23 protein-coding genes and 1 other annotated feature (1 of these 24 cut by a window edge) are annotated in these 25586 nt (G+C 45.7%); of the genes, 18 read left to right on the top strand and 5 right to left on the bottom strand.

Annotation, left to right across the window (positions count from 1 at the left end; all coding sequences use genetic code 11):
* Positions 1-244: a binding site (T-box leader), on the top strand (it extends 22 nt beyond the left edge of the window).
* 66 nt (positions 245-310) lie between these two features.
* The 8 genes from ileS (at position 311) to U2F10_RS31685 (ending at position 11767) form a co-directional block, all read left to right on the top strand.
* Positions 311-3595: an isoleucine--tRNA ligase gene (ileS, locus tag U2F10_RS31650; protein ID WP_499874300.1), complete on the top strand. Its 3285-nt coding sequence runs from the start codon at positions 311-313 to the stop codon at positions 3593-3595.
* A 161-nt stretch (positions 3596-3756) separates the two neighbouring features.
* Positions 3757-4659, top strand: a complete 903-nt coding sequence (locus tag U2F10_RS31655; protein WP_499874301.1) for a CHAT domain-containing protein — start codon at positions 3757-3759, stop codon at positions 4657-4659.
* 23 nt (positions 4660-4682) lie between these two features.
* Complete coding sequence (locus U2F10_RS31660) at positions 4683-5618, top strand: hypothetical protein (RefSeq protein ID WP_499874302.1); 936 nt, start codon at positions 4683-4685, stop codon at positions 5616-5618.
* Positions 5615-6562 (top strand): AAA family ATPase, encoded by a 948-nt coding sequence (locus U2F10_RS31665; protein ID WP_499874304.1) that lies wholly within the window; start codon positions 5615-5617, stop codon positions 6560-6562. Before U2F10_RS31660 ends, U2F10_RS31665 begins: the two co-directional genes overlap by 4 nt.
* On the top strand, positions 6555-7865 hold the full coding sequence (locus U2F10_RS31670; RefSeq protein ID WP_499874306.1) for a hypothetical protein: 1311 nt from the start codon (positions 6555-6557) through the stop codon (positions 7863-7865). Before U2F10_RS31665 ends, U2F10_RS31670 begins: the two co-directional genes overlap by 8 nt.
* Positions 7862-9820, top strand: coding sequence for a YcxB family protein (locus U2F10_RS31675; protein ID WP_499874308.1), 1959 nt, complete (start codon positions 7862-7864; stop codon positions 9818-9820). The genes U2F10_RS31670 and U2F10_RS31675 overlap by 4 nt, the downstream gene beginning before the upstream one ends.
* A 65-nt stretch (positions 9821-9885) precedes the next feature.
* Positions 9886-10452: a methyltransferase family protein gene (locus U2F10_RS31680; RefSeq protein ID WP_499874309.1), complete on the top strand. Its 567-nt coding sequence runs from the start codon at positions 9886-9888 to the stop codon at positions 10450-10452.
* A 97-nt stretch (positions 10453-10549) separates the two neighbouring features.
* Positions 10550-11767, top strand: coding sequence for a winged helix-turn-helix domain-containing protein (locus U2F10_RS31685; RefSeq protein WP_499874311.1), 1218 nt, complete (start codon positions 10550-10552; stop codon positions 11765-11767).
* 1 nt (position 11768) lies between these two features.
* Here the strand turns inward: U2F10_RS31685 and mug are convergent, their stop codons facing one another.
* Entirely contained in the window at positions 11769-12323 is a 555-nt protein-coding gene (mug, locus tag U2F10_RS31690; protein ID WP_163670017.1) for a G/U mismatch-specific DNA glycosylase, read from the bottom strand.
* Between the two features lie 79 nt (positions 12324-12402).
* Complete coding sequence (locus tag U2F10_RS31695) at positions 12403-12963, bottom strand: TetR/AcrR family transcriptional regulator (protein ID WP_163698066.1); 561 nt, start codon at positions 12961-12963, stop codon at positions 12403-12405.
* A gap of 73 nt (positions 12964-13036) precedes the next feature.
* Between U2F10_RS31695 and U2F10_RS31700 the strand changes: the two genes are divergently transcribed.
* Positions 13037-13468, top strand: coding sequence for an ester cyclase (locus U2F10_RS31700; protein ID WP_163670014.1), 432 nt, complete (start codon positions 13037-13039; stop codon positions 13466-13468).
* A gap of 107 nt (positions 13469-13575) precedes the next feature.
* Here the strand turns inward: U2F10_RS31700 and U2F10_RS31705 are convergent, their stop codons facing one another.
* Entirely contained in the window at positions 13576-13788 is a 213-nt protein-coding gene (locus U2F10_RS31705; RefSeq protein WP_163670012.1) for a hypothetical protein, read from the bottom strand.
* 159 nt (positions 13789-13947) lie between these two features.
* Here U2F10_RS31705 and phnF point away from each other — a divergent pair, with 159 nt between their 5' ends.
* From phnF to U2F10_RS31730, 5 genes are all read left to right on the top strand, one after another.
* Complete coding sequence (gene phnF / locus U2F10_RS31710) at positions 13948-14670, top strand: phosphonate metabolism transcriptional regulator PhnF (protein WP_348918262.1); 723 nt, start codon at positions 13948-13950, stop codon at positions 14668-14670.
* A gap of 411 nt (positions 14671-15081) precedes the next feature.
* A complete protein-coding gene (phnC, locus tag U2F10_RS31715) occupies positions 15082-15885 on the top strand; it encodes a phosphonate ABC transporter ATP-binding protein (protein WP_250565168.1) in 804 nt (267 codons plus the stop codon).
* A gap of 71 nt (positions 15886-15956) precedes the next feature.
* The gene (gene phnD, locus U2F10_RS31720; protein WP_163670010.1) at positions 15957-17024 is read left to right on the top strand and encodes a phosphonate ABC transporter substrate-binding protein; all 1068 of its coding nucleotides are present in this window, start codon (positions 15957-15959) and stop codon (positions 17022-17024) included.
* A gap of 161 nt (positions 17025-17185) precedes the next feature.
* The gene (gene phnE / locus U2F10_RS31725) at positions 17186-18025 is read left to right on the top strand and encodes a phosphonate ABC transporter, permease protein PhnE (protein ID WP_250565713.1); all 840 of its coding nucleotides are present in this window, start codon (positions 17186-17188) and stop codon (positions 18023-18025) included.
* Positions 18026-18047: 22 nt separating this feature from the next.
* Positions 18048-18404: a sulfite exporter TauE/SafE family protein gene (locus U2F10_RS31730; RefSeq protein ID WP_163670008.1), complete on the top strand. Its 357-nt coding sequence runs from the start codon at positions 18048-18050 to the stop codon at positions 18402-18404.
* 341 nt (positions 18405-18745) lie between these two features.
* Here U2F10_RS31730 and U2F10_RS31735 read toward each other — a convergent pair whose 3' ends face one another.
* Both U2F10_RS31735 and U2F10_RS31740 read right to left on the bottom strand, forming a co-directional pair.
* Entirely contained in the window at positions 18746-19282 is a 537-nt protein-coding gene (locus U2F10_RS31735) for a PTPA-CTERM sorting domain-containing protein (protein ID WP_499874312.1), read from the bottom strand.
* Positions 19283-20207: 925 nt separating this feature from the next.
* Positions 20208-21383, bottom strand: a complete 1176-nt coding sequence (locus tag U2F10_RS31740; protein WP_163698074.1) for a GumC domain-containing protein — start codon at positions 21381-21383, stop codon at positions 20208-20210.
* Between the two features lie 509 nt (positions 21384-21892).
* On the opposite strand from U2F10_RS31740, the gene U2F10_RS31745 reads away from it, so the two are divergent.
* The 4 genes from U2F10_RS31745 to U2F10_RS31760 all read left to right on the top strand — a co-directional run bounded on the left by U2F10_RS31745 (position 21893) and on the right by U2F10_RS31760 (position 25468).
* A complete protein-coding gene (locus U2F10_RS31745; RefSeq protein WP_163670002.1) occupies positions 21893-22549 on the top strand; it encodes a sugar transferase in 657 nt (218 codons plus the stop codon).
* A gap of 165 nt (positions 22550-22714) precedes the next feature.
* Positions 22715-23023: a PqqD family peptide modification chaperone gene (locus U2F10_RS31750; RefSeq protein WP_499062072.1), complete on the top strand. Its 309-nt coding sequence runs from the start codon at positions 22715-22717 to the stop codon at positions 23021-23023.
* The gene (locus U2F10_RS31755; RefSeq protein ID WP_499874313.1) at positions 23007-23447 is read left to right on the top strand and encodes a lasso peptide biosynthesis B2 protein; all 441 of its coding nucleotides are present in this window, start codon (positions 23007-23009) and stop codon (positions 23445-23447) included. The genes U2F10_RS31750 and U2F10_RS31755 overlap by 17 nt, the downstream gene beginning before the upstream one ends.
* Positions 23447-25468 carry a lasso peptide isopeptide bond-forming cyclase gene (locus U2F10_RS31760; RefSeq protein ID WP_499874315.1) on the top strand — a complete coding sequence of 674 codons (2022 nt, stop codon included), beginning with the start codon at positions 23447-23449 and terminating at the stop codon, positions 25466-25468. The genes U2F10_RS31755 and U2F10_RS31760 overlap by 1 nt, the downstream gene beginning before the upstream one ends.
* Positions 25469-25586: the final 118 nt, after the last annotated feature.

Consider the following 25586-nt stretch of genomic DNA (forward strand, 5'->3'; position numbering starts at 1 on the left):
GTAATTTTTGTGTCGGTGTAGAGCGAGTCAGGGATGGTGTGAGCCTGACCATACGGCAAAAATGAATATCCTCCCTGAGCCGCCCTCCAAAAGAAGGATCGCTCGCGATCGCATTCGAGTAGACAGGGCCGTGGCCTGCACGTTATAGCAGGAGGCTCTTCCCATTTGGGAGTAGCTGCAAAGACCGACGTTGCAAAGCGTTGGCAAAATTGGGTGGTACCGCGCTCACCTCAGCGCCCCAATGTGGAGGAATAAGGTTGGCGATTGCCGACTTTATAACGGCTCTATACCCACAGGGAGTGCGGTAATCATGTTTCGCGATGTTGAAAAAACGCCTAGTTTCTCTAGCCTGGAGCAGACGGTTATAGCTTTTTGGAAAGCGCACCATATCTTCCAAAAGTCGGTAGATAAACCAGCCCCCCAAGGCAATTTTGTATTTTACGAAGGCCCACCCACCGCCAATGGTAAACCGGGTGTGCACCATGTCATCTCTCGGGCCTATAAAGACCTGTTTGTTCGCTACAAAACCATGCAAGGTCATCGTGTTGTCCGCAAGGGCGGGTGGGATACCCACGGCTTGCCGGTGGAGCTAGAAGTTGAGAAGCGCCTAGGGTTTACTAAAAAATCAGATATTGAAGCCTTTGGCATCGCCAAGTTTAATGAACTTTGCAAGGCGTCTGTGTTCGAGCGTATTCAAGATTGGCAGGCCATGACCGAACGGATTGGCTACTGGCTGGATCTTGAAAATGCCTATGTCACCTACGAGAATAGTTACATTGAGTCTTGCTGGTGGCTGATGAAGTCGCTGTGGGATCGGGATCTGCTGTTTGAAGATTATCGAGCTACCTGGCATTGTCCACGCAACAACACCAGTCTCTCGGATCATGAGGTAGCGCAGGGATATCGAGATGCTGATGACCCCTCAGTGTATCCGAAATTCCCGGTTAAAACCCGTCAGCTAATAGAACGGGGCTGGTTAGATGAGGGGAATAGCCAGCAATCGGTCTACTTGCTGGCGTGGACCACAACCCCCTGGACACTGGCGGCGAATGTTGCGATCGCAATCAACCCCAATGCGATTTATGGCTTATTTGAAGCCCCTACCCAGCATGGCGAGGAGACCCAAAAAGATTTCTACCTTTTGGCGCAGGATCTAGCAGATCAGGTCTTTGGTGAAGGAAACTACCGTACCCTCAAAACCTTTTCAGGGGAATCTTTGGTGGGTCTGGATTATACCCCGATCTTGCAAGGGCGAGTCCCCGACGGAGAAGACCTCACCAATGCGTTTCGAGTCTGGGGTGACGATAGCGTCATGATCGATGAAGGCACTGGAGTACTACACATTGCCCCGGCTTACGGTGACCTGGACCTGGGTCGTAAATATCAGCTGCCCATGCTGTTTTCAGTTGATCTGCTGGGACAAGTCTATCCAGAGGTGAAACTGCTAGCGGCCTCGGCGGGTGACGGTCCCTACACCGGCAAGTTTTTCAAAGACGCGGATCGGCTGATCAGCCAGGATTTGCTGGCCCACAATCTGTTATATAGGGCAGCGACGCTGACCCATACCTACCCGTTTAACTATCGGGACAATACGCCCCTGATCAACTACGCGAAAAAGAGCTGGTATCTGCGGACTACGGCAGTTAAACAACAGCTGCTGGACAACAATAACAAAATCAACTGGCACCCAGACTATATCCGGGCAGGTCGTTTTGGTGACTGGCTGAGAAACAATGTTGACTGGGCCTTGTCTCGTGAACGATATTGGGGAGCCCCCTTGCCGATTTGGGTGAGCGAAGATGAGAGCGAGCAAATCTGTGTCGGCAGCGTCAAAGAGTTGGAGACCCTAACCGGACAGGATCTGTCTGAGCTGGATTTGCATCGCCCCTACATCGACGACATTACCTTTGAACGAAACAGCAAGTTGTTTAAGCGTGTGCCTTACACCGTCGATGTATGGTTTGAGTCAGGGGCGATGCCCTATGCCCAGTGGCACTACCCGTTTGAAAATCAGGATGTTCTGGCCCAGAGCTTTCCAGCCGACTACATTTGTGAGGCGATCGATCAGACCCGTGGCTGGTTCTACAGTTTACATGCCCTGGCCACGCTGCTGACAGATAATGGAGACGAGCAGCGATCGAGGGGTGCTTTGACCCACCTGGTGGAAAATTCGCCTGCCTTCAAAAATGTAATCGTGTTGGGGCATATCGTCGATGAGAACGGCGAAAAAATGTCGAAGTCCAAAGGTAACACAGTGGACCCTTGGACAGTCCTCAACGCTCAGGGGGCAGATGCCTTGCGATGGTATCTCTTTAGCGCTAGTCCACCGGAGACCACTAAACGCTTTTCCCAATCTCTAGTGGACGATACCGTCCAAGATTTTCTCATGACCCTGTGGAATACCTATGGGTTCTTTGTGCTGTATGCCAATCTTGATGCCCCCGATCTGATCCAAGTGGTGCCTGATCGTCCTGATTTTGACCGCTGGCTAGTGGCTAAGGTACATGCGCTGACCAGAGCCGTTACCGATCAGCTAGATGACTATAACCCTACCCAGGCCAGCCGTTTGATCCGCGATTTTGTGGTTAACGATCTGTCTAATTGGTATGTCCGTCGCAATCGTCGCCGCTTTTGGAAATCTGAAAATGATCGCGACAAAGCATCAGCGTATAAGACCTTATACGAAGCGCTGGTAACAGTGACTAAACTGATGGCACCGATGGCTCCGTTTATCAGCGAACACCTCTATCAGAATCTGGTCCTGAGTGTTTTTCCAAATGAGCCTGAATCGGTACATTTGGCGGAGTGGAGCCCCTGGGAAGAAGCGGCGATCGATGCTGTATTACTGCAAGATATGGACATCTTGATCCGCCTAGTTGAGTTGGGACGAGCCGCGCGATCGACGGCTGGGGTAAAGCTGCGGCAGCCATTAGGAGAGCTTTTAGTACGAGTTCGAACAGCAGCTGAGATGGCTGGTCTCAAAAGATTTGAAGCTCAACTCAAAGCAGAAATCAACGTCAAACAAGTGACTTATTTAGAGTTAGCTACTGACTTTGTTGATTACATCGTAAAACCCAACTTACCGCTACTGGGCAAGCGATTGGGTAAACAGTTACCGATATTGATCCAAACGCTGGCCACGCTCGATAGCCGCGAGATTGTCCATAATATCCGCAATCATGTTGACACCGTCATCGACCTAGAGGGAGTCCTTGTTCATCTCGAACCAGAAGCCTTTTTAATCAAGGCCAAAAGTCCAGACGGGTACGCAGCTATCGAAGATCAGGGCTATCTTGCCGCTCTGAATACTCACCTCACTCCCGAGTTAATACAGGAAGGGCTGATGCGTCAAGCTATTCGGCACTTGCAGGAGGCCCGAAAAAATGCAGGGCTGGCGATCTCTGATCGGATTCAGCTAGGGTTGCAAACGTCGGGACTCGTTTTAGACACCTTAAAGGCACACTGTGCTAAGGTCGAAAGTGAGGTGTTGGCAACTGAGGTGAGGTTTGATGAGCTCGCAGTTGCCGATTACAGTGGAGCCGTCACGCTCCATAATACAGAGATGCGGTATTGGATTAAGCGACAAACCCCATAGTCACCCTTGCTGTAACGTGCGCTCCCTACTAAATAATAACTCCTATGCACACCGACCGTCGAAAGTAGATCTGTAGGATGCAAAGGTTATCTTCGGCGAGTGATGGGCCACGTTATGCGGCTCCAATTCAAGTATGAATTTTCACTAGACCAAATTATGCTATGTCTTCATTCAGCGTAGAACCTCAAACCATTTTATTTATTGCTGCTAACCCCAAAGACACTGGTCGTTTAAGGCTCGATCAGGAATTGAGAGACATTTCAGAAGGACTGCAACGTGCCCAAAAGCGGGAACAGTTCAACTTGGAGCAACGCTTAGCAGTGCGTCCCCACGATATCCAACGGGCCGTCCTGGATGTGGAACCTCAAATCATTCACTTCTCCGGGCATGGAGGAGGAGACCAAGGGTTAGTTTTTGAAGATGACCTTGGTAATATTAAACTCATAGACGGAGATGCCCTGGCGGGCTTACTCAAACTTTTTGCCGATAAAATCGGATGTGTGGTGATGAACGGCTGCTACTCTGAAGTGCAAGCAAACGCAATTGCCCATCACATTCCTTACGTTATCGGTATGAATCAGGCCATTGGAGATAGGGCTGCAATCGCTTTTGCTGTTGGCTTCTACGATGCTCTGGGGGCAGGGCGTGACATTGAATTTGCTTACAAACTAGGGTGTGCCGCTATTCGCTTAGAGGGGATTGCTGAGCACCTGACTCCAGTTCTAATTAAACGCTTCAACACAGGAATCACAGCTGTTTATCCATCTCCAGGCCCTCTGACTCCTGCCAATACCTCTACCAAAGAGCCGGTTGAGGCGTCGGTTACCGATTTTAACTCGAAACTCACTGGCCTTCAGTGGCAAGACCTAGAAGCGGAACGAGCAGGCTTACAACGACGCCATAACTTGCTCAGCCAAAAGATTCAACGGTTGGGGGAAGCGCTTGATATTGAAACAGATCCAGCAACTCGTTTTAAGTTGGAAATCCAGCTACAACAAGCTAAAGCCGAGCGAGACCCAATTAGTCGTGAAATATCGAATCTAAACTGTAAACTTGAAGAATAAACATCGGTTTTACTAATGATTTCATGCATGAGCTGAGCAAGCAGCAAGACTTATTAGTTGCAAAAATCCAGCGATTGGGTGAATCACTCGCTATAGAAAATGATCCCGCAAGCAAGTTTAAGCTGGAGAAACAGCTGGAAGAAAGCCGGGCAGATCTTGTAGCATTGAAACAACAAGCCCTTAGCCGGAATCTATATACTTGTCTTCTGCGTTTGGGCTACCAAGAACAAGAAGTTGCGTTTACTCGATTCATCCACAAGGAATCGGTGGCTGCATTTTTAATTCATACCAGCCCTGATCCTGATCACGGCTGGTTGTATGGACAACATTGGTTATTCAATCGCCTGAAGTTGCGAGTACTTCAGGGAATTACCGGGAAAAAGGTTATTTTGGATCTGAGCTGTATGGCTCGTAGCCGCGATGTTAAAGCTATGTGGCGAGAGCTGGGCCGTAAGGTAGGGCTTCGGCAGGATAGCAAAATCGATGATATTTGCGATCGCGTCTATCAGTGTTGGCAGACCCAAAACATCTTCCTGATTTTGGATAGCGTCGATTTCATGCCAGAAGCATATCTGAGGGATTTACTGCAAGAATTTTGGTCTCCATTGGTAGCTCGGAGCCAACGAAATCAGTCGATTTCTAAATTTAAGCTATTGATGTTCCTGATTGATAAAAGTGGCTTGGTAGGGCAGTGGAACATCCAGTTTGCTGATCGCCCAAATCCGTTCTGGCGCGCTGAAATCCCCGTAAAACTTCCCTGGATTCAAAAGTTCTCCAACTCCGAATTAACCAACTGGATTTTCTCGGAGTTCCCTAGCCTACCTCAGTTCATCGATAATACCGAAATGGCTATAGAAACAGTCTTGACCAATAGTGATGGCGGTGTTCCTCAGTGGGTGTTTGAGGAAATCTGCAGCCTTTCAAATTGTGAGTGGTGCGACGAATGGAATAGGCTATGACAAACAATGCATTAAGATACACAGGCACAGTACAGCCTCAGCCAAGAGAGCAAGATACGACAGGTCAACTACTCTCTCCATATTTTCCTGAACCGGAATTAGTCGAGATAGTAAATTTGGCGATTTATCTGGGGCGTCCATTGCTCTTAAAGGGGGAGCCGGGGTGTGGCAAAACTCAACTGGCCCGCAGTGTGGCTTATGAGCTGGGGCTGCCGTTGGAATCCTGGTACATCAAATCCACGAGCCGTGCTCGAGATGGGCTTTACATCTATGATGCGGTGGGACGTTTGAGGGACGCTCAACTGGCAGCGTCTGATCGGTTAACTACCAGTGAACTACAGCGGGTTAGCGATCCTGCCGTATATGTTCGTTGGGGACCATTGGGGCGAGCATTTCAAAATGCTCAACGCACTATTGTCCTGATTGATGAAATTGACAAAGCTGACATCGATTTTCCCAACGATCTGCTGCTGGAGTTGGATGAACAACGATTTTTTGTTGAAGAATTGGAGGTTGCTGGAGAAGCCAGAGAAGTCCGTTCAAAGCATGCACCAATTGTCCTTATTACTAGCAATGATGAAAAAGATTTACCGGATGCTTTCTTGAGGCGCTGTTTATTTCACTATGTTAAATTTCCACCGCAGGAGCAGCTAATGAAAATCGTGCAGGCGCACTTGACCGTGTCTTCTCAAGCGGTATCGCCTCAGCTGGTCGAGGTTGCGACGCAACGCTTTTGTGAATTGCGACAAGCTATGCAAGATCAGGGAAAAATTGGCAAGAAGATTAGTACCAGTGAGCTAATTGACTGGGTGCGTGTCTTAAATCAGTATTCTACGGATGAATCAATAGCAATGTTAGACGGTAAGCTGCCATACGCAGGTGTGCTGCTTAAAAACTGGGATGACCACATTCGCTACTTAAAGCAGGACATCCCCCATGAATGATGATCTCCCTTTGCTAGAGCTATTTACCCGATTGCAACAGTCTGGTTTTCCGTTAGGCATTGCCGAATACCAGGCTGTATTACAAGCGCTTCAGGGTGGGTTTGGGATAGGGAGTCGGACTGCTCTAGCGCGACTGTGCTGCTCTTTGTGGGTCAAATCTGCTGAAGAGGAACAAATCTTTAACTACCATTTTGAGCAATTGATTGGCTCCCTGAAAGTCGCTTCCTCAGACCGCCAAACACCAACTTTTATAAAAGATAAGCCTAGAAGACTTTACCCATTGTCACAGCGGTGGCTAAAACTATTACTAACCCTAGCTGCAATAGTAGTTTTAGGGGTGTCAGGCGTGGTCTTTGTTAGTCGATTTTTCTCACCTCCAGAGCCTCAGCCAAACCGTAACGTCGTTCTGATCGTAACAGGATTAGGATTGGCTGCAATAACGTCAGGCATGCTGTGGTTAATAGAAAATCGAGATCACATAAAGCAGAAACAAGGAAATACGCCAAGCAAACCGAAGCCTTCACCACCGCTGTCTTCGGGCTTAAGTGAGGAATTAGAGGATGAGGTACAAATTGCTCAGGCTGTTCGACAGATGACGCGTAGCAGGAATGACCTGCCCAATCAGAGATTCTTAGCCTCTAGTGAGTTTTTCCCCATCACACGTCGACAAATAAAGCAGAACTGGCGCTATCTGCGTCGTTTAGTGCGAGAAGGGCCAGCGACTGAGCTGGACATTGGTGCAACCATCAATCAGTGGGGACGGCAAGGTGCGTTTCTAAATCCAGTTCTGATTCCCCGCCGTCATAACCGAATAGAATTACTGTTGCTCATTGACCAAGACGGCTCGATGGTGCCGTTTCATACCCTATCCTCTCGTTTAATAGAAACGGCTGCACGAGAAGGGCGATTGGGTAAGACAGGCGCCTACTATTTTCACAATTGTCCGATCGACTACCTTTACCACGAACCCTACCTAACCACGGCAAAACCACTGTCGACTGTTTTAGCTCAGCTCAATCCCATGAAATCCGTTGCTCTGATTGTCAGTGATGCAGGGGCTGCTCGCGGTCACTTCAACCCGGAACGGCTGGAATTGACTCAGGCATTTTTGCAGCTGCTGCAACAGCATATTCCTCACATCGTCTGGTTGAATCCCGTTCCTCAAGCTCGCTGGCGTCGTTCCACCGCAGGAGCAATTACCCAACTCGTTCCAATGTTTGAACTCACTAAGCAGGGAATGAATGGGGCAATCGCTGTTTTGCGTGGTCGTTATTCTCCTTTGCAAAAGATTCTCCGCCTATGATACCCCCCACCAGCACTTCATCAACCGCCTCTCCGCGTCAACGGGCTGCCCAACGGCAAATTGTCGCATTTCGCCAAAAATTTGGGGATGCCCATCTCTATTTCAGCTATCATGCAGCGTTTCCTATAGCCTTAACGCCCGAATCACTTTACCAACTGTGGGCAAATTTTCAAACCGATCAGACAGGAATATTTCTTAATATTCCCTGGATTGCCGTTGCCGATTTGTTGCTCTCGGGATTATGCCGAGAGGTGGGGCATGAACTGTACGAGATGGATACGACTGTTCGGATGGAACTCCTGAAGCAGTTGCAAAATGAACCACGCTTCGGTCCACCTCGTATTCATCAGCTTGCAGAGTTTGTTCTGTCGTACATTCATCATCAACTCTACAGTCCTGACCTCGATGTGCGAGAAGTTGCTCTTACTCAGCGCTGGACAGCTCTAGCATACACACGCCCTGGTACGATGACCCGTGAGTTAATTGAAGCTATGGCAGATATTCCCTTAAATCAATCAGCCGAGTGGCTACGGATTACCTCCTTAATTGAAACCTTTGCCGAACCCTTGAAAGAATTCCAGCCCTTACTCGCCTATGCCAGAGGAATGAAATCTTTTTTTCATCGGCACATGGAGGATGCAACGGTTCAACTACAAACATTATCGGAAGCGGGGCAAATTATTTTAGGCGGAACGGAACTTCCTATTCCTGAGCAAATTCGCCGAAATTTTATTGCTGAAGAGGGGCGCGATCAACTCCAATTGCCTCAAAACTTAGTTGCTGGCACATCTTCAGCCGCAAGCAATCTTGCTATATCAAGTATCTCGGATACCCGTGCACCAATTATTAAACTTCACATCAAGTTGACCCCTGATGACATTGTCAAAGCACAGTACTTTCACATCAGGAAAAGCCTTTCTATTTTAACGATATCGATTGTCTTTTTCCTGCTTCTAGTCATCTCAGTTTTTATTTCGAAGATCATTCTATTTTTAACATCGGGGGATCTAAATTACTTAGGAGCGTTATTCCCTGAGCTTTGCATACTCTCTTGCTTTTATTATTTGCTATACATTTATTTTCCTCGCAGAATTCGCCACGATTTCAAGAAAACAAAAATCCTCAGAGTTGACGAGGACTTGACAATCTCTCCGAAGGTAGTCGAAGTAACTTCAGAAATTGCGATGACGCGCTATCAAATAGCTGATTGCTATATGTATAGGGCTAATTCCAAATTTATTTTGCTCTATTTGAGCATGCCTACAGTTTATTTGGTGCTTCCACTATGTATTCTCTTGCCGCGTCGTTGTTTTAATACAGACCAAGACTTTCAGCAACTTCTTGTTTATCTTAAAGCAGTGCTCGGCAAGCCTGGAAAACCTTTGAAACAAAAGTCTTTCTCTCCAAGGAATCTACCCTACCAAGCCTATAGTTCTTTCGAGTCAACAATTTCATTCCGTGTACAGCTCACTTCAGAAGATTATCTTAAATCCAATTATTTGCACCTACGACCAGGGCCAATACAAAAGAGGATCTATTATGCTTTGCTTGGAATTTACTTGGTTTTGGTTGCTTCCACTGGTTATTCTGCCATTCTGTCTGGCAGTAATATAGGTGTTTTTATATTCTGGCTGCTTTTAGGAGGCTTTGCATTGTATTGGTATTTTATAAGTCTTCCTTCGTCTGTACGTCGTTTATCCAAGCAAAATGCTTACCTCCTATTTGAGCATCAAGTAGAAATTTCTCCTGAAATATTGGAGATTACAGAAGTGAATGGAACTACAAGAATTCGCCTGGCTGATTATATTAAGTACAAATTCGATCAAGATTTAGTTATTTTGTATGTTACCGATCGCGCCTTTCATATCTTTCCACGTCGCTGTTTTTCAACTGAATCAAATTTCAAGAAGTTTCTGACCTACCTCCAGAACAATCTAGGAGCGCCTCAACCTTAACAAGTTGATAAATCAATTACTTAAACTAATCTAGATAATCCTTGCCAAAAAGAGAGATATAACGTATGCAGTGGTTTCATTTTCAAATTGGCTGGTTGAATCTATGGATTCTTGCATTAGTAATCTTTGCCACACCAGTTCTGTTGAACCTTATCAGAGGGAAGAAAGGAAAAGAAGGATTGGCGCGCGCTACTATGCTTCCGCCAATGTCACCCAAAGAACGAGCTTTCTACATGCTAGTGATGGCACCGCAGTTCTTGTTACCCATTTATGTGGTTTTCGTACCGTTCACCAGAAACGCAGTTCTATTAAGCGTAGGTTTGGGGTTGTTCATTGCAGGGCAAGTTTATCGGCTAAAAAGTATTTGGGACTACACCACCGTACCCAATGATGAGTTGATATCCCACGGTGTGTACCAGATTTCACGAAATCCTGGTTACTTTAGCGCAACCATGGTCTATTTGGGTATGGGAATAGCTGGTGGGTCCTGGTTTGTTGTGGCAGTAGCAGCTTACTGGTTCATTGGCTATCAGTGGGTTGCATCGATCGAGGAGCGTTTCTGTGAAAAACGCTGGCCAGATGTCTTTTCTGAATACAAGCGTAAGGTAGCGAAGAACTTTTTGTTTTTCTAGTGCGTTTACACTGAGCCAGCGCATCAAGGCACAATTCGTTTTACTGTGTCAGTCACGGGGCGATTGAACCGCAAACTGTTTGGCGGCAAGTATGATCATGATTGAAGTTAAACATCCACAAGAGCAGGCGCGTTTACGCCGTCTTGCCCTGGCTGCCCAAGGTTTGCTGCAGGCTCAACCCTATGGACGTGGTTTGGCAGGGGCACGTAAAGCCATTAACCACCTCGGTTATGTACAGATCGACACCATATCGGTGGTAGAACGAGCACACCATCATGTTTTCCACTCTAGGGTGCCTAAGTTTAAGCCCGCCATGACCAATCAACTGTTGCTCAATGGAGATATTTTTGAGTATTGGGCACATGCAGCAGCTTTTCTCCCCATCGCCGATTTTCGCTTCTCCTTACCCTACAAACACGCCATAAAAAGCGGCCAAACCCATTGGTATAGAAACCGTGATACAAAGCTCATGGGTGAACTGTTGGCCCGCATACGTTCAGATGGCCCGCTACGCTCCCGAGATATAGAAACTAACACCCAAAAACGTGCAGGTTGGTGGGACTGGAAGCCTGCTAAAAAAGCACTCGAACAGTTGTATATGGAAGGCGACCTCATGGTCAGCGATCGCAAAGGTTTCCAGAAAACCTATGACCTGACCGAGCGGGTGCTGCCATCTCACGTAAATTCACAAATGCCCAGCATGGAAGAATTTGCGACGCATATTGTCGATCAACAGTTGCGCTGCCATGGGTTGGTTTCACTCAAAGGACTGACCTATCAGCGCCGCAATGCTGACCTACGCAAGGCTGTAAAAGCTTTGGTAAACACAAAGTTGGCAGAGCGCACGTTAGAACAAGTACAAGTGAGCAGTGGCGAAGTATTTTTATTAGAAACAGGTGCCTTCGAACGCTCTCTTCCCCGATTGAACAACCGCATGTTGATTCTCTCGCCATTCGACAATAGTGTCATTCAGCGAGAACGGCTCAAAGCACTGTTTCAATATGATTACCGGTTAGAATGTTATGTCCCCGCAGCCAAACGTCAGTATGGTTACTTTTGCCTGCCACTCCTTTACCGCGATGAATTTATTGGACGGATGGATTGTAAAGCCCATCGAAAAAACAGCCATTTAGAAATCAAATTACTCCATTTGGAACAACATAATTTTGATGAAGATTTAGTCATTGCTGCATTTGTAGACGCCATCATACAATTCTGTCATTTTCAACAATGTGACTCCGTGGCTTTGACTAAAGCCCACCCAAAACATCTCACTCAATCCATAACAACGGCGCTAGACGGGGTCATCCCCTAAATCAGCCATCGCTAAATTGTTTCATTTCAGCATATACCCGTGCCAGGTCATTAACCTGATAATGGGCGTTGAGACCACTCGGATTAGGCAACACCCACAGGATAGCGCCATGTAACCCATGGGCCTGCCGCCCAATGACAGCCTTAGGCTGATGAAACGCCGTGCGATAGGCTGTGATACCTAGAATAGCCAACACCTTGGGCTGATAGTGTCTGATCTTTTGCTCAAGGGTTTGCCGCCCTGCCAATAACTCTTCTTTGGAGAGTTCGTCAGCCCTAGCTGTTGCGCGTTCACCAATGTTCGTCATACCCAATCCCAGGGATAGCAGCTCTCGATCCTCTGACGGATGAAACAGTCGAGGGGTGAACCCTGCAGCATGGAGCGTTTTCCAAAGGCGATTACCTGGACGGGCAAAATGATACCCCACTGCAGCACTGTAAATGCTGGGATTAATTCCACAAAAGAGCACATTTAGATTGGGAGCAATGATATCGGGAACAGTTTTACCGTAGGCCGCCTGAATTTCAGCTTTTGTGGGTTTTGGGAAAGAAGGCATGGAAGTAATAGTGAGTCGAACTGCCGCTACTAATAGCGTATGAGGGTAGGGTGCCGATGAACTAACGCACGAGTAATACTCATGCTTTTTTTGTAAGAATGGCATGCTGAAGTCGTATTTCAGCTAATCGTTCAGCGTGATCGCTGCGAGCCCCGATTGTAAATTCGCCCACTAGCGCGTAATAAACCATGCGAGCACGTACCATGGCCTCAAACGGTTCAAATCCAACTTCTAAAAATAAGTCTTTTGTATACTCCAAGCGTTGTTGATCAACTTCGACAAGAACGGTAGTAATTTTGGAATCACCCGTTGCCCAAGCCCGAATAGCATTCTCTACTCGACCATCATCCTGAACAGCTAACTCAAATAGGTAAAGCAGTTTTGTTGTTGCATCGCCCCCAATCGTTTCAACCTGTTCAATGATGCGACTGGTTTGACCATTGACCCATTCCTGCAAGATAGCTTCTAAAAACACGTCTCGATTTTTGAAGTGCCAGTAAAAGCTCCCTTTTGTTACCCCCATGCACTTGGCAAGGGGTTCAACGCGGACTGTCTCCACTCCGCTTTCTGCAAGTGTCTGGAGGCCTTGATTGATCCAATCTTGGCGAGTCAACTTGGACGATTTATTTTCCTTTTCCATACGGTAGCGTATTGACGTTTTTTAGGTACGACATTAATCTATATCCATACGTTGCCGTATGGAAGTAATGAGCATGACTACTTTAATTGAAAAAAATAAAGCGATCGCACTCCGCTTTGCCCAAGATGGATGGGGTATCCAATCTGATTGGCGTGGGGTATGGGATGAGTTAATGAGTGCAGATGTTGTCTATCACTTCAATAGTGCAGCGGAGCCAATTGTCGGGTTGGACGCCAATAAGGCATTTAACGAGACCCTTTTTCAAGGGTTTCCCGACATCTATCAACGTATGGGGGATATAGTCGCTGAAAATGACAAGGTTGTATACCGCACAACCATTCAGGGAACCCATACAGGCAACTTTTTAGGCACGCCCCCAACAGGTAAGTCTGTCAAAGTGAATGATTTCACTTTGCTTCAGATTGCAGATGGCAAAATTGTAGAGTGGTGGTACGAGTGCAATTTGTTAGAAGTTATGCAGCAGCTTGGTTTGGTTTCAGCTTAAGTCTAATTGGATGATGGCAAGCTGTTGCGGACCTGAACGTAACCCATATCATTGATTTGATTATCGCCAAATGAAAAACACTTTTTGGGTGGGACAGTCAGACCACCTCATTGGCCGTAATACGTAATACTGCTGATAGATACAGGCATCCCAGTCAATAACACCTCACAGAGTAACCGAGATACCGTTGGCAACTCCGCTTTCAACTTATGGAGACTGGCCTGTCTGGCTTCCAGTAAGTGAGCCAGATATCCCATAGAGGTCTGGCTCACACCAAAGCGCAAACCGTCTAGAATAACGAGAATAAAGGGCATTCCCATGTCAGGCTCAACAACAAAACAGTCCGCTGTAGAACTTGACGTACTTTTCTTAAGGCAACCCTTAAGGTAGTGTGCAAAACATAACTCCCTGTTAACCCTAATACAGCTAAAAATTAGATAGGTTAAAAGCGGGTTAAACTGTGGGTAACGACAAAAGGAATGATGCGCCAAGACGCCTTGCCTCTTTATCTTCAAATTGCTGACGAACTACGCCGTAACATCGAAGAATCGGTGTTTAATGTCGGCGATCAACTACCCACAGAACTAGAACTTAGTAAGCGGTTCGGAGTCCATCGCCACACCCTACGCCGCGCCGTAGAAGTCCTCCGTCAAGAAGGATTAGTCGATGTAGAACGTGGTCGCGGCACATTTGTAGTAGCGCCTATTGCTCTACCCATTGGCAAGCGCGTGCGCTTTAACGAGGCCCTCAAGGCTCAAGCGTTAACGCCTTCCTGGCAGGTGCTTAGAATCGTTGACATGAAAGCTGATCCAAAATTAGCGAAGCATCTTGAACTGGAGCTGGGAGCCTCGGTGATCTTATACGAGCGTCTCGGTCTGATTGACAATCTACCGATCAACATCAGCAGCAGTTATTTTCCTGGCGAACGATTTCCAGAGCTAGCTACCTACTGCGAAAACTATCGTTCTATTTCCCAGATGCTGCTCAAAGAATATAACTGTGACCACCTGCGTCGGTCCACACGCATCTCTGCGCGGGTGGCTCGCCCTCGGGATGCAAGACTCCTTAAAATGCCTGCCAATAGCCCTATTTTGTTATCAGAATCCATTAACGCTGATCAAGCTGGCGGTACCGTCATTGAGTATGGTGTGACCCGCTTCCGAGGAGATCGCATGGAACTGGTCATGGAACACGACGTGTAAAAACGCAGCGGACACATGCCAGAGATTAAGAACCTCAGCCAACATCAACCCCTTACAAAAAAAGGGATTACAGAGGATTACTAACAGCTTCTGTGCTCTTAACCCTTAACCTGACTTTATCTAAATTTTAATTTACCTTGGTTTATCTCTTAAGCTGCTAGCGATGACAATGACATTGAACATTGCTAGTTATAGATGTCTATACATGTCAATGTCTATGAATTTGGCATTGATATGTTTGGCTTAGTGGTTTAGTGGAATGAATGCCTTTGGGTCTAAGGATTTCCAAGGCTGTGTCAAACCCTTGTTAAAAGTGGCTTAGGGCGTTTTCCTAAATGGGTATCATCTGACAAATAAATAATTTAATTCGGCGGAGAGGCAATGCAATCAGTCGCAGAAATGAACTCGAATATGATATCCCCTCAGATTGCTGTGCAGGTAATGGGGGTATCAAAAGCGTTTAAGGGGAAACCTGCTTTGCAGAATGTCAACATGCGGGTGCACACGGGTGAAATGATTGCTCTCGTAGGCGCATCGGGTTCTGGTAAGTCCACATTACTGCGTAATCTCAATGGTCTACAGCAGGCGGATGCAGGGAGAGTAGAAATTTTTGGAAATATCTTACAGATAGAGGGCGAACTCCATTCCAAAGCTCGCCAGATTCGTAGCCAAATGGGATTTATCTTTCAACAGTTCAATCTAGTCAACCGGCTGACGGCTCTAGAAAATGTTCTGGTGGGAAATTTGTCTCAAGTGTCCCTATGGCGCTCCGTAAGTCACAATTTCACTAGGGTGGAGAAAGTGCGAGCGTTGTCGGCCCTAGAGCGGGTTGGTATTTTAGACCAGGCTCATAAGCGAGCATCGACGTTATCCGGTGGCCAGCAGCAGCGTGTGGCCATTGCCCGCTGCCTAATGCAGGGGGCCAAAATTATTTTGGCAGATGAGCCGATTGCGTCTTTAGACCCAGACTCAGCCCGTAAGGTTATGGAACTACTGACCAGTCTAAATAGAGAACAAGGCATCACAATAGTGACCTCGCTGCACCAGGTGCAGGTCGTGCAGCGCTATTTCGAGCGTTCTCTCGCGCTACGCCAGGGAGAGGTTTGTTTTGACGGTTATACAGTTGATCTAGATGCGGCTCGCCTCAACAGTATCTATGGATCGGCGGTTGAAGAGTTGGTAATGAGCGGTCACAGCGAGGTGTTTGCAAGCTGACAACTGCTCATTATCTGGGGTTCGCACACACACGGTTACAAAAACGGATAAGATCAAAGGAACACGGAATCATGTCTACTATTTCCTTGCGTCGATTCGCATCGTTATTTGCAGCTTCTACCATGATGGTTAGTTCTTTGGCTGCTTGTAGCGGTGCTGGTGGAGGTGTTGATACAGCAACTGATGCTGCAGAAGATGCAGCCACTTCAGTGACTGAAGGCGGCATTTGTGCAGCTGATATTAAAGAAATTGAGTTTGGTATTATCTCCACGGAGTCTGCCGACAATCTTAAGCCTCAATGGGAACCACTCTTGACTGATATGTCTGAGGCCATAGGCCGTCCTGTAAAGGGCTTCTACGCCACTGACTATGCTGGTGTAATTGAAGGCATGGGTGCGGGTAAGGTACAGGTTGCTTGGTACGGTGGTAAGTCCTACATTGAGGCGGCTGAGCGTTCCGAAGCGGAAGCATTTGTTCAGACTGTAGCGATTGATGGTTCCAAAGGTTATTACTCTCACCTGATCACTAACGTAGAGAATCCTATTGTTGGTGAAATTGATCTAGAAGCGGGTGACGGTGACAAGTATGTGGTTGAGAATGCTGCTGACCTTACGTTTGCTTTTAACGATCCCAATTCCACCTCTGGTTTCTTAGTGCCCACTTACTATGTATTTGCTCAACAGGGTGCTAATGCCGACAAAATTTTTAGCGAGCTTGTCTTTGCTGGTAGCCACGAAGCAACTGCTTTGGCTATAGCTGAGAACCAGGTGGATGTTGCCACTAACAACAACGAAAACTTGGCTCGTTTAGAAGAGACGGCTCCCGATGCCCTTGAAAAGATTCAGATTATTTGGACGTCTCCTGTCATTCCTAGCGATCCTCTTGCTTATCGTAAGGACCTGCCCGATTGTTTAAAGGATTCCATGAAGGATTTCTTTATCAACTATGACAATGCTGAAGTTCTAGAAGGTCTACAGTGGTCTGGTCTAGATTCTGCAAAGGATGAAGATTGGAACACTATTCGTGAATTGCAGATTGCTAAGGATCTGTTGGAAGTTCAAAATGATGAGAACCTGAGCGATGCTGACAAGCAGACCAAGCTTGACGAACTTAACAAGAAGCTTGAGGCGCTTAAGTAAGTTCTGCTTACCTGAGAGCTCATTGAGCTAAAACTGATAACATAGGCAGCCCAAGGGCTGCCCGTGTTTTTTAACCACGTCTCAGTCAAAACCTGTAGTGTTTTCTACAAAGAAATTGGCATTTTAGACGTGGCGGCGGTTCATTATTGACGTTTTTAAATATGGCTAAGTCGGTGGTTACGTCCCAAACTCGTGATGACGGTAATGTGTCAACTGAGGTCATGCGGGTGTTGGCTGAGGAAAAGAAGCTGGTTACCCCCCTACGGATTGTGTGGCTGTTGATTGCGATCGCAGTCTTGATCTATGCCGCCCAAAAGAGCGACATTAGCCTTATCGAACTAGCCGAAGGCACTGGCAATATGGCGGAATATATCAGCCGCTATTTCCCCCCGGACTTTACCGACTGGAAGTTTTATCTATCAGACATCCTAGAAACCATTGGCATGGGTATTTGGGGCACCCTGATGGCCGCAATCATTGCCGTGCCCTTAGCCGTTATGGCTTCTGAAAACGTTGCGCCACTGTGGATGGTCTTTATTATTCGGCGATTTCTGGACGCCATGCGCGCCATTAATGAAGTTGTTTTTGCCCTAATCTTTGTTGTCGCTGTAGGTCTGGGTCCTTTTGCAGGGGTGTTAGCGCTGTTTGTACATACCACTGGCACCCTGGGCAAATTGTTCTCAGAAGCCATTGAAGCCATTGAGCCTGGTCCAGTAGAAGGCATTCGGGCAACCGGAGCATCCAAGCTACAGGAAATTATCTTTGGTGTGATTCCCCAAGTTATTCCCCTGTGGACCTCCTTCACCCTATATCGCTTTGAAGCTAACGTACGCTCTGCTTCCGTATTAGGAATTGTCGGTGCAGGGGGTATTGGTGTATCACTCTATCAAAGTTTTCGAGCCTTCAAATACGGAAAAGTCTCCGCCATTTTGCTGATTCTCATCGTGGCTGTCGCTTTAATTGACACCATATCTGCTAGAATTCGTCAGCGTCTCATTTAGCTAGTTCTAGCAGGAAAGCTGTATGGCCCTGTTTCTATATCTAGGATTAGGCCTTGCGGTAGGGACCCTGAGCGGTCTCATCGGTATTGGTGGCGGTGTACTCATTACCCCTGCTCTTATTTATTGGTTTGGTTTTTCGCAACACAGTGCCCAGGGTACTACCCTCGCTTTGCTGGTGCCTCCCATTGGTTTATTGGGAGCCTGGACCTACTTTCAACAGGGATATGTGGATATTAGAGCCGCGACCCTCATCTGTCTTGGGTTTGTATTAGGTGGTTTAATTGGGGCTAAGTTTGCTGTTGATTTACCGGAACAGTTTCTACGCAGGCTGTTTGGCATCTCATTAATTTTGGTTGGTCTCCGCATGACTATTCGCTAGAGATTGGGGCCTGTGATCATTTGCTATTTTTTCGCTCAATGATTCTCTTTCGAGTCAGACTGGACACCTGTTCGACCATCAGAACGACCACAAAAATCACAATATCACCATTTAATGGTCTCGGTTTACCATAGAACTAGTTTGCAAGAAAGAACAATATCTCAGGAGAATTAGAGATATTGTTCTTTTTAATATGTTGTTAATAAGGCTTGGATCAGCCTTGAATATGCCTATTCAAGTTTCTCCCCCTTAATCTAGAGGCTAATTACAGGAGTTTGGCTACCCCTCTGCTCAAGCTGATACTCAAATACATTTATCGTATGGGTTCAACTCTAAGCTATTTAAGCTTGATTAGCCGACGTTAGATTCCGTTTACGGCAGGCTGCGACACCCATACCGATGAGACCAGGTAAGAGAGCTGGGGTCGGCACAGGAGTGGGGGGCTTACCGGGGTTTCCAGGATTACCAGGATTGCCAGGATTACCGGGATTGCCAGGATTACCGGGATTGCCAGGGTCGCCAGGTTGCTCTATTTCTTTATCTATGACAACAGTTTTGTTGCTTCCACCAGTAGTATCTAATCCCTCTGCTACGAAGTACAGCATCATCATGAATGCCAGGATCTCTGCCCAAGAATTTGCATCTCCCTTGGATGCAGTCGACCCTCCTTGAGAGATATAGTTTGAAGAGCTACCACCGTATGCTGATTGACCGAAGCTGCCAGTTGAAGAACTGAAGGAGTTAGAAGCACTGGGCGTTGTAAAACTATTGGAGCTACCAGAACTGAGCCTAAACGCTTGGGCTGGCTCAACTGATGCAGTGAGGGAGGCTGCTAAAGCTCCCAGGATCACACAAGAAAATCTTTTGAACATAATCATCAAGCAACAAGAAGAACAACAAAACCATAAAATGAAAGACCCTCAGATGGCAGACAGTTTGAAACAAATACCCTAATTAGGGCTACACATCAAATATGTGCGATTTCTCAAGCTAGGTTGAGTTTTTACTAGATTAATGAAAATTAAACCTGATAGTCTTATCTCAACCTCTTTATTCGAAATCTTTTATAAATTTCAGAAGGATAAGAATTGAAATGTCTTGCCACCATCAAAACTTAACAGAAATCGAAAACCTCCAGCATTGTCTTAGCAAATAGACTTTTCATCTAGACAAAGTCAAGGATGAATGACCCAGAGCCTGACATAATTTAAAGTCATCTAAGGGTTATTTTCTTACTTGAGGTTCCTGCCGTCAATCGTTCCTAGAACTGTACAATAAGTCGACTTGTGTCTTCAAAGGCTACAATACCAGGCATTAAAGCTAGGTTTATTATGTATAGGTTTTATCTTTACCCTCTTTCACTACAATTCTTGATATTTACTTTTTGTCGACTTTAATTATTAGTTATCTTTGTTTTTTTGATGTACTGAATTGCCAACTAAAATCACATTCTTATCCCTAAAAAATCTGATTACTTTTAGGAAATACCAGATATCAAAACATGACTCAAAACATGATATAGACATTTTTTATTTTCATGGGGCATAAATTCTCAATACGAAAAGAACAGAGTGGTAGTTTAAAGGACGTTTTTCAAACAAATGGCAGTCCGGAACCAGGAGGCAGTGAGATTCTAGATCCTGACTCCTGATGTCAAATCCAAATTCATTAACACTGATTACATGGACCATCCTGTAGGGGCACTTAATACAAAAAAACGGAGCTTCCACATAAAGGGAAGCTCCGTTCTCGCCAATAAATGGGGTCTATAACCTCATTTATTGTTTCCTAACACATGTTTGTCTAAGTAAGCTCACTTGTGAGTTCTTGACGTTCAGCAACATACTGTTGAAGCACCTGATTGTGACCATCCAACTCACGTTGCATGACAGCATATTGTCTTAGCAGGGTAGCTAGTTCAGTACGTCGCTCAGTTAGTTTTTTGGCAATTTGATCCAGTGTCTGTTGCTCTATCACCAACATTTGCTGGTGGTGGGATATGTCCATTAGCTCCTGTAAAGGCGCTTCATAGGCAGCTTCCTGCCATAGTGGATCGGGAGACTGTAGACTTGCTACATAGGCATAATCTGCCAAGATAACTTGAGCAGTCTGACGTAGCTGACCTTCAAGTTGGTAGTAGGCTGCATAAAGCTCCCCAAGCTGAGTGTTGTCTAAGTCAGGATTGCTAAATTCAACAGCAATGTCGGTTTCTAATGCTTTAAGTTGTTGCAGTTGCTCTTGATATACGCGGTCTGTTACTAGCAGATGGCTGATATAGTTAACTTCATCTGAGTCTAACGCCAAGATAGAGGTAACGTTAGAAAGCTTTTGCTGTAGCTGTTGCGATCGCACCGTTAACTCAGCCTGTCTATGGGAGAGATCGCTACTACGATACGCCAAGACTGTGCGATGTGTTTGCAGATTCTGCGTTGTATGCTTCGCTTGAAACATCTGCATTTCTGATCTCAGTGCACGAACTTGCTCTTGAATTTGAGGCACTTGTTGATCAATAAACTCAAGCCCCTTACAAGTACTGTCTTTGCAAGTAGTATCTCGCTCACCAGCACCAGAACTAAACGCCACACTCGATGACGCTTGTGGGCTGGCAATCGGCGGTGTAGACACGTCAGCTTCAGCGGCGGCAGACTCTGCGTCTGTTACAGTTGCTGTGTTGTCGTTTGAAGCAGAATCCTCTGGCGGATGCCAAAAACCTGTTTCCGTATGTTGCATCAGGGCTCCGGCAGAGCATACCACCGTTGCACCAATGGCTAAGGCTGTATGATATTGCCAAGGCGAAGATGGTGGAGCAGGAACCGATAAGTCATCTACCCAATAAACCTGATCAGATTTATCAGACGTAGATATATCAGAGTCCAGATCGCCATCTTGACGTTGGTAGAGCGTTTCATCTCCTAGACAATCAGCGATTAGCTGCTGCCAGGGCTTGGTGGGTTGTGGTGTGTTACAGAAAGAAGTCATACCAACGAAGACAGAAACAACATGGCTTGGCTTACAGACTTCTACAAGGTTTTAAGCAAATGTCCGGGGATTTACACAAAAAACCATGGCTATAGGAATAGTTAACGCCATCTATTCGGCAAAATTACAGTGTGATTTCGTCCTGAGCTATAAAACTCAAACTGTAAACGATGACATTCAAACTAATAACCTTGATAAATCAGCCAACAAAATCAGCATACTGTTGTTTACCCATAGAAATAGACTGTTCAGTGTAAAAACACTGCAAACAATGTAAGCACTCCATGAAGTTAACAAAGCTTACATGAAGCAAGTGTTTTTTTCCAGATAAGAACGCCTTATCTGGAAGGTTGAAACAGCTCAAACATGAGATATAGCACGCAAGTTATTCGCTTATTAGATGCACTAAGGGTTTCTGTTGACGCTGAACATCTTGACTCAAACAGAAGCCCTTTGGATTTTGAAAGTATACCGATCTCTCCCGTTGCACCCAAATAACTTTTTGCGTTATGCGACTCTCGACATACTCCCCCACCCCACAGGTAGTTACACCTGCGACGCATCCTTCAGTGCGTAGTAAACGTAAGCGCCTTATAGATATAGTTGGTGCTTTGCTGGGTTTAACGATTACCTCTATCTTATTTTTGCCAATAGTATTAGCAATTCGCTTAGATTCCGCTGGTCCCATTTTTTATAATCAACAACGATGTGGATTAAAGGGTAGGCAGTTTAAGATTTGGAAATTCCGTTCGATGGTGACGAATGCAGATAGCATGAAGCACCTGGTCAAGAATGAAGCTGCTGGGCACATCTTCAAAAATCGGAATGATCCTAGAATCACTCGTGTAGGACAATTTTTAAGAAAAACAAGCTTGGACGAACTGCCACAGTTCTTTAATGTATTAAAAGGCGATATGAGCTTGGTCGGCACCCGTCCGCCTACCTTTGAGGAAGTCGAACAGTATTCTAGATACCATTTCCAGCGGTTGAATGTCAAACCCGGCATTACGGGTGAATGGCAAGTTTATGGACGCTCTAATGTAGAAAACTTTGACGAAATTGTGCGGATGGATCTCAATTATCAGAGAAAATGGTCAATAACTTATGATCTTCTACTAATCTTGCAAACGTTCGCTGTTGTTTTTAACAGACAGGGAGCATACTAACACTCACTATTTGAGACCGTTCAATCAAGGCAAAAGTGCCCATTTCTAACTGAATAAAGCTCAATAGTCAAGAAAACATGAACGTTTTCTCGCGAGTTTAAGCTGCAGTCTTTATATAACGCTTTCCTATTTCAACGTTAACAACTTGTCTATATTGAGGTTTTTATGACTTCTCAAACATTAAAAATATCGCCAGCATCGATGATCTCACCTGCACAGAACCAAATTGCCTCTGAATTAGGTGGTGAAGCGGTGATTCTAAACTTAGAGTCAGGCATGTATTATGGCCTGAACGAAGTAGGCGCAAGTGTTTGGGAATTTATTCAAAAGCCATGTACATTCGCCAGTATACTTGAGCACTTACTGGCAGAATATGACGTACAACCCGACATTTGCGAGCATGATCTAAATACAATTCTCTCAGAAATGCAGCATGCCCACCTGATTGAGGTGAGTGATGAAACAGTTGAATAATCTCCTAAGACTTTCAGGAGTTGAGCGACGAGTTTTACTCTACGCATGTCTGTTGCTTAATGGAATTCGATTGGCTCTGTGGTTGTTGCCTTTCAATATGGTCAGGCAAAGAATATCGCGCCTTGCTTCTGTGTGGGTATGCCATAACTTGACTTCCCCTGTTTCCGTAGGAAAGATTGTCTGGAGTGTTGATATTGCCAGTCGCTATACCCCAGGCGGGGCAATGTGTTTAGTGCGGGCATTAACAACCCAGCTACTCTTAACTCGCTATGGATATAAGCATCAATTACATATTGGTGTTTTGAAAGGAGAAAATAACAGTTTTGCTGCCCACGCATGGATTGAATTTCAAGGACGGGTCATTGTTGGCGGCCTGCCAAATTTAAGCCAATTTCAAAAACTTTCTGCTGTAGGTACTGAATAATGAGCGGTATTGTAGGGGTTTATCATCTCAATCAAGAAACAGTTCGGTCCAGTGATGTACATCAAATGGTAGATGCCCTAGCTCATCGTGGACCTGATAGCATGGATGTCTGGTGCCAAGGACCTGTAGGTCTTGGTCACCGTATGTTATGGACAACCCCGGAATCACTCCATGAGAAATTGCCCTTAGTTAAGGGCGATTTGGCAATTACGGCAGATGCACGTATTGATAATCGAGACGAATTGGCTCAGGTGTTGACTTTACCAGATCAGCCTTTGGAAAAAGTGACTGATAGTGAGTTTATCCTGGCAGCATATGAGAAATGGGGCGATCGCTGCCCTGAATACCTGCTAGGAGATTTCGTTTTTGTTATTTGGGATGGACAACAGCAGCAGTTGTTTTGTGCGCGAGACCATTTTGGGATCAAGCCGTTTTATTATTACCATCAAGCAAGTCAATCTTTTGCAGTTGCTTCAGAAATTAAAGGATTACTCTGTCTAGATTGGATTCCGCAAAAAATCAACGAAACTCGGATTGCTGACTATCTGGCTCTAATGCTTGAAGATAAGGTGATAACAACCTTTGAAGGTATTTGGCGATTACCTCCCGCATCGAGGATGTGGGTTAACAGTGCGGACATTAAAATTGAACCCTATTGGACATTGAATCCAGATTATGAACTCAAACTAGAATCGGACGAAGCGTATGCGACAGAATTTCGTAAGATTTTTATTGAAGCAGTAAACTGTCGATTAAGACGAGCGTTTCCAGTAGGTTCTCACTTAAGCGGTGGCCTAGATTCTTCTTCGATCAGCTGCGTAGCGCGTAAGGTTTTAGCTGAGACCACGGGCGAAACACTCCATACATTTTCTAATATTTTTGATACTGTCAAGGAGTGCGATGAACGCCCCTATATTAATGCGGTATTACAGCAAGGTGGCTATACCCCACACTATATTCACGCAGATACATTTGGCCCCCTTAGCGATGTGGAAAAGATTTGGCAGTACGAAGATGAACCACTGTTGGGGCCTAGTCATTATTATCCTTGGCGCTTAAGCCAAGCCGCTCATCAAGCGAATGTGCGTATTGTTCTTGATGGCTTTGATGGGGACACCGTTGTTTACCATTGTTTAGATAGATTGCATGAACTAGCGGCTCAACAGAAATGGGCCGAATTTTCTGAAGCTGTGGAAACTACTAGCAAAAATTATAATCTTACCATTGGTACACTGCTGGCGTATTACGGTTTACCTGCATTAAGACAGTTGGGGAAGCGTGGGCGATGGTTGGCCTTTATTAAAGCTGCTAACTATATTCACCGTCGCTTTAAATACTCACGCCGGAGTTTGTATATCAAGCAAGGAATCAAGCCGACATTCGAACATCTTTTACATAAATTTCATCAATCCTCAAAGTATCAACATAACGATTTAGCTAAAGTAGATGAACTGGTAAACGCTCGTTTTGCAAAGCAGGTTAGTTTAAAGGAGCGAATTGATAAATTTACCCCAAAGCAGGTATCCGCAGCAGTATCAGTGCGACAAAATCACTGGCAAGCGATCACAGGGGGCGTATTATCGCTCAACTTAGAGATATTAGATCGCTACACAGCTGCTTTCGGGTTAGAGGCTCGTCATCCATTTTTAGATCGCCGACTCGTAGAGTTTTGTCTGGCTATTCCGTCTGATCAGAAGTTTCGGAAAGGATTTGGACGGGTCATCATGCGACAGGGACTGCATAACATATTGCCTGAAGCGATTCAATGGCGAGGTGATAAAACCGATATGTCCGCTAATTTTGTAAGTGGTGTATTAAATATAAACCGTTCATTATTTGAACAAACGCTTGAGCAGCATAAGAATTTAATCCTTCCATATATTAATCTTGATAACTGGCAAACATCTTGGCAGCGATTAAAAAAGTATCCCAAGTCTAATAAAGAAAAGAATTTGACGACGAAGGATAGTTTGGTTGTGTGGCGAACCACCGTACTCGCACTTTGGCTCCAACGTATGTAGAGATATTCCAGAAAAGTATCAAGTTTTCTTGGCAGGTTATAGTTTCTCAATATGATTAACTGTAGCTGTAAGTCCAAAACAGGGAGTATCGCCAAATCTCAACCCAACTGATTTACTT

This window comes from Leptothoe sp. EHU-05/26/07-4 (assembly GCF_043421015.1).
GTDB classification, from domain to species: Bacteria; Cyanobacteriota; Cyanobacteriia; order Phormidesmidales; family Phormidesmidaceae; genus Leptothoe; species Leptothoe turfae.

Bases quoted from the DNA above. Each gene is read 5' to 3' on its own strand.
- ileS (WP_499874300.1), top strand. From the start codon at position 311: ATGTTTCGCGATGTTGAAAAAACGCCTAGTTTCTCTAGCCTGGAGCAG.
- U2F10_RS31655 (WP_499874301.1), top strand. From the start codon at position 3,757: ATGTCTTCATTCAGCGTAGAACCTCAAACCATTTTATTTATTGCTGCT.
- U2F10_RS31660 (WP_499874302.1), top strand. From the start codon at position 4,683: ATGCATGAGCTGAGCAAGCAGCAAGACTTATTAGTTGCAAAAATCCAG.
- U2F10_RS31665 (WP_499874304.1), top strand. From the start codon at position 5,615: ATGACAAACAATGCATTAAGATACACAGGCACAGTACAGCCTCAGCCA.
- U2F10_RS31670 (WP_499874306.1), top strand. From the start codon at position 6,555: ATGAATGATGATCTCCCTTTGCTAGAGCTATTTACCCGATTGCAACAG.
- U2F10_RS31675 (WP_499874308.1), top strand. From the start codon at position 7,862: ATGATACCCCCCACCAGCACTTCATCAACCGCCTCTCCGCGTCAACGG.
- U2F10_RS31680 (WP_499874309.1), top strand. From the start codon at position 9,886: ATGCAGTGGTTTCATTTTCAAATTGGCTGGTTGAATCTATGGATTCTT.
- U2F10_RS31685 (WP_499874311.1), top strand. From the start codon at position 10,550: ATGATTGAAGTTAAACATCCACAAGAGCAGGCGCGTTTACGCCGTCTT.
- mug (WP_163670017.1), bottom strand. From the start codon at position 12,323: ATGCCTTCTTTCCCAAAACCCACAAAAGCTGAAATTCAGGCGGCCTAC.
- U2F10_RS31695 (WP_163698066.1), bottom strand. From the start codon at position 12,963: ATGGAAAAGGAAAATAAATCGTCCAAGTTGACTCGCCAAGATTGGATC.
- U2F10_RS31700 (WP_163670014.1), top strand. From the start codon at position 13,037: ATGACTACTTTAATTGAAAAAAATAAAGCGATCGCACTCCGCTTTGCC.
- U2F10_RS31705 (WP_163670012.1), bottom strand. From the start codon at position 13,788: ATGGGAATGCCCTTTATTCTCGTTATTCTAGACGGTTTGCGCTTTGGT.
- phnF (WP_348918262.1), top strand. From the start codon at position 13,948: ATGATGCGCCAAGACGCCTTGCCTCTTTATCTTCAAATTGCTGACGAA.
- phnC (WP_250565168.1), top strand. From the start codon at position 15,082: ATGATATCCCCTCAGATTGCTGTGCAGGTAATGGGGGTATCAAAAGCG.
- phnD (WP_163670010.1), top strand. From the start codon at position 15,957: ATGTCTACTATTTCCTTGCGTCGATTCGCATCGTTATTTGCAGCTTCT.
- phnE (WP_250565713.1), top strand. From the start codon at position 17,186: ATGGCTAAGTCGGTGGTTACGTCCCAAACTCGTGATGACGGTAATGTG.
- U2F10_RS31730 (WP_163670008.1), top strand. From the start codon at position 18,048: ATGGCCCTGTTTCTATATCTAGGATTAGGCCTTGCGGTAGGGACCCTG.
- U2F10_RS31735 (WP_499874312.1), bottom strand. From the start codon at position 19,282: ATGATTATGTTCAAAAGATTTTCTTGTGTGATCCTGGGAGCTTTAGCA.
- U2F10_RS31740 (WP_163698074.1), bottom strand. From the start codon at position 21,383: ATGACTTCTTTCTGTAACACACCACAACCCACCAAGCCCTGGCAGCAG.
- U2F10_RS31745 (WP_163670002.1), top strand. From the start codon at position 21,893: ATGCGACTCTCGACATACTCCCCCACCCCACAGGTAGTTACACCTGCG.
- U2F10_RS31750 (WP_499062072.1), top strand. From the start codon at position 22,715: ATGACTTCTCAAACATTAAAAATATCGCCAGCATCGATGATCTCACCT.
- U2F10_RS31755 (WP_499874313.1), top strand. From the start codon at position 23,007: ATGAAACAGTTGAATAATCTCCTAAGACTTTCAGGAGTTGAGCGACGA.
- U2F10_RS31760 (WP_499874315.1), top strand. From the start codon at position 23,447: ATGAGCGGTATTGTAGGGGTTTATCATCTCAATCAAGAAACAGTTCGG.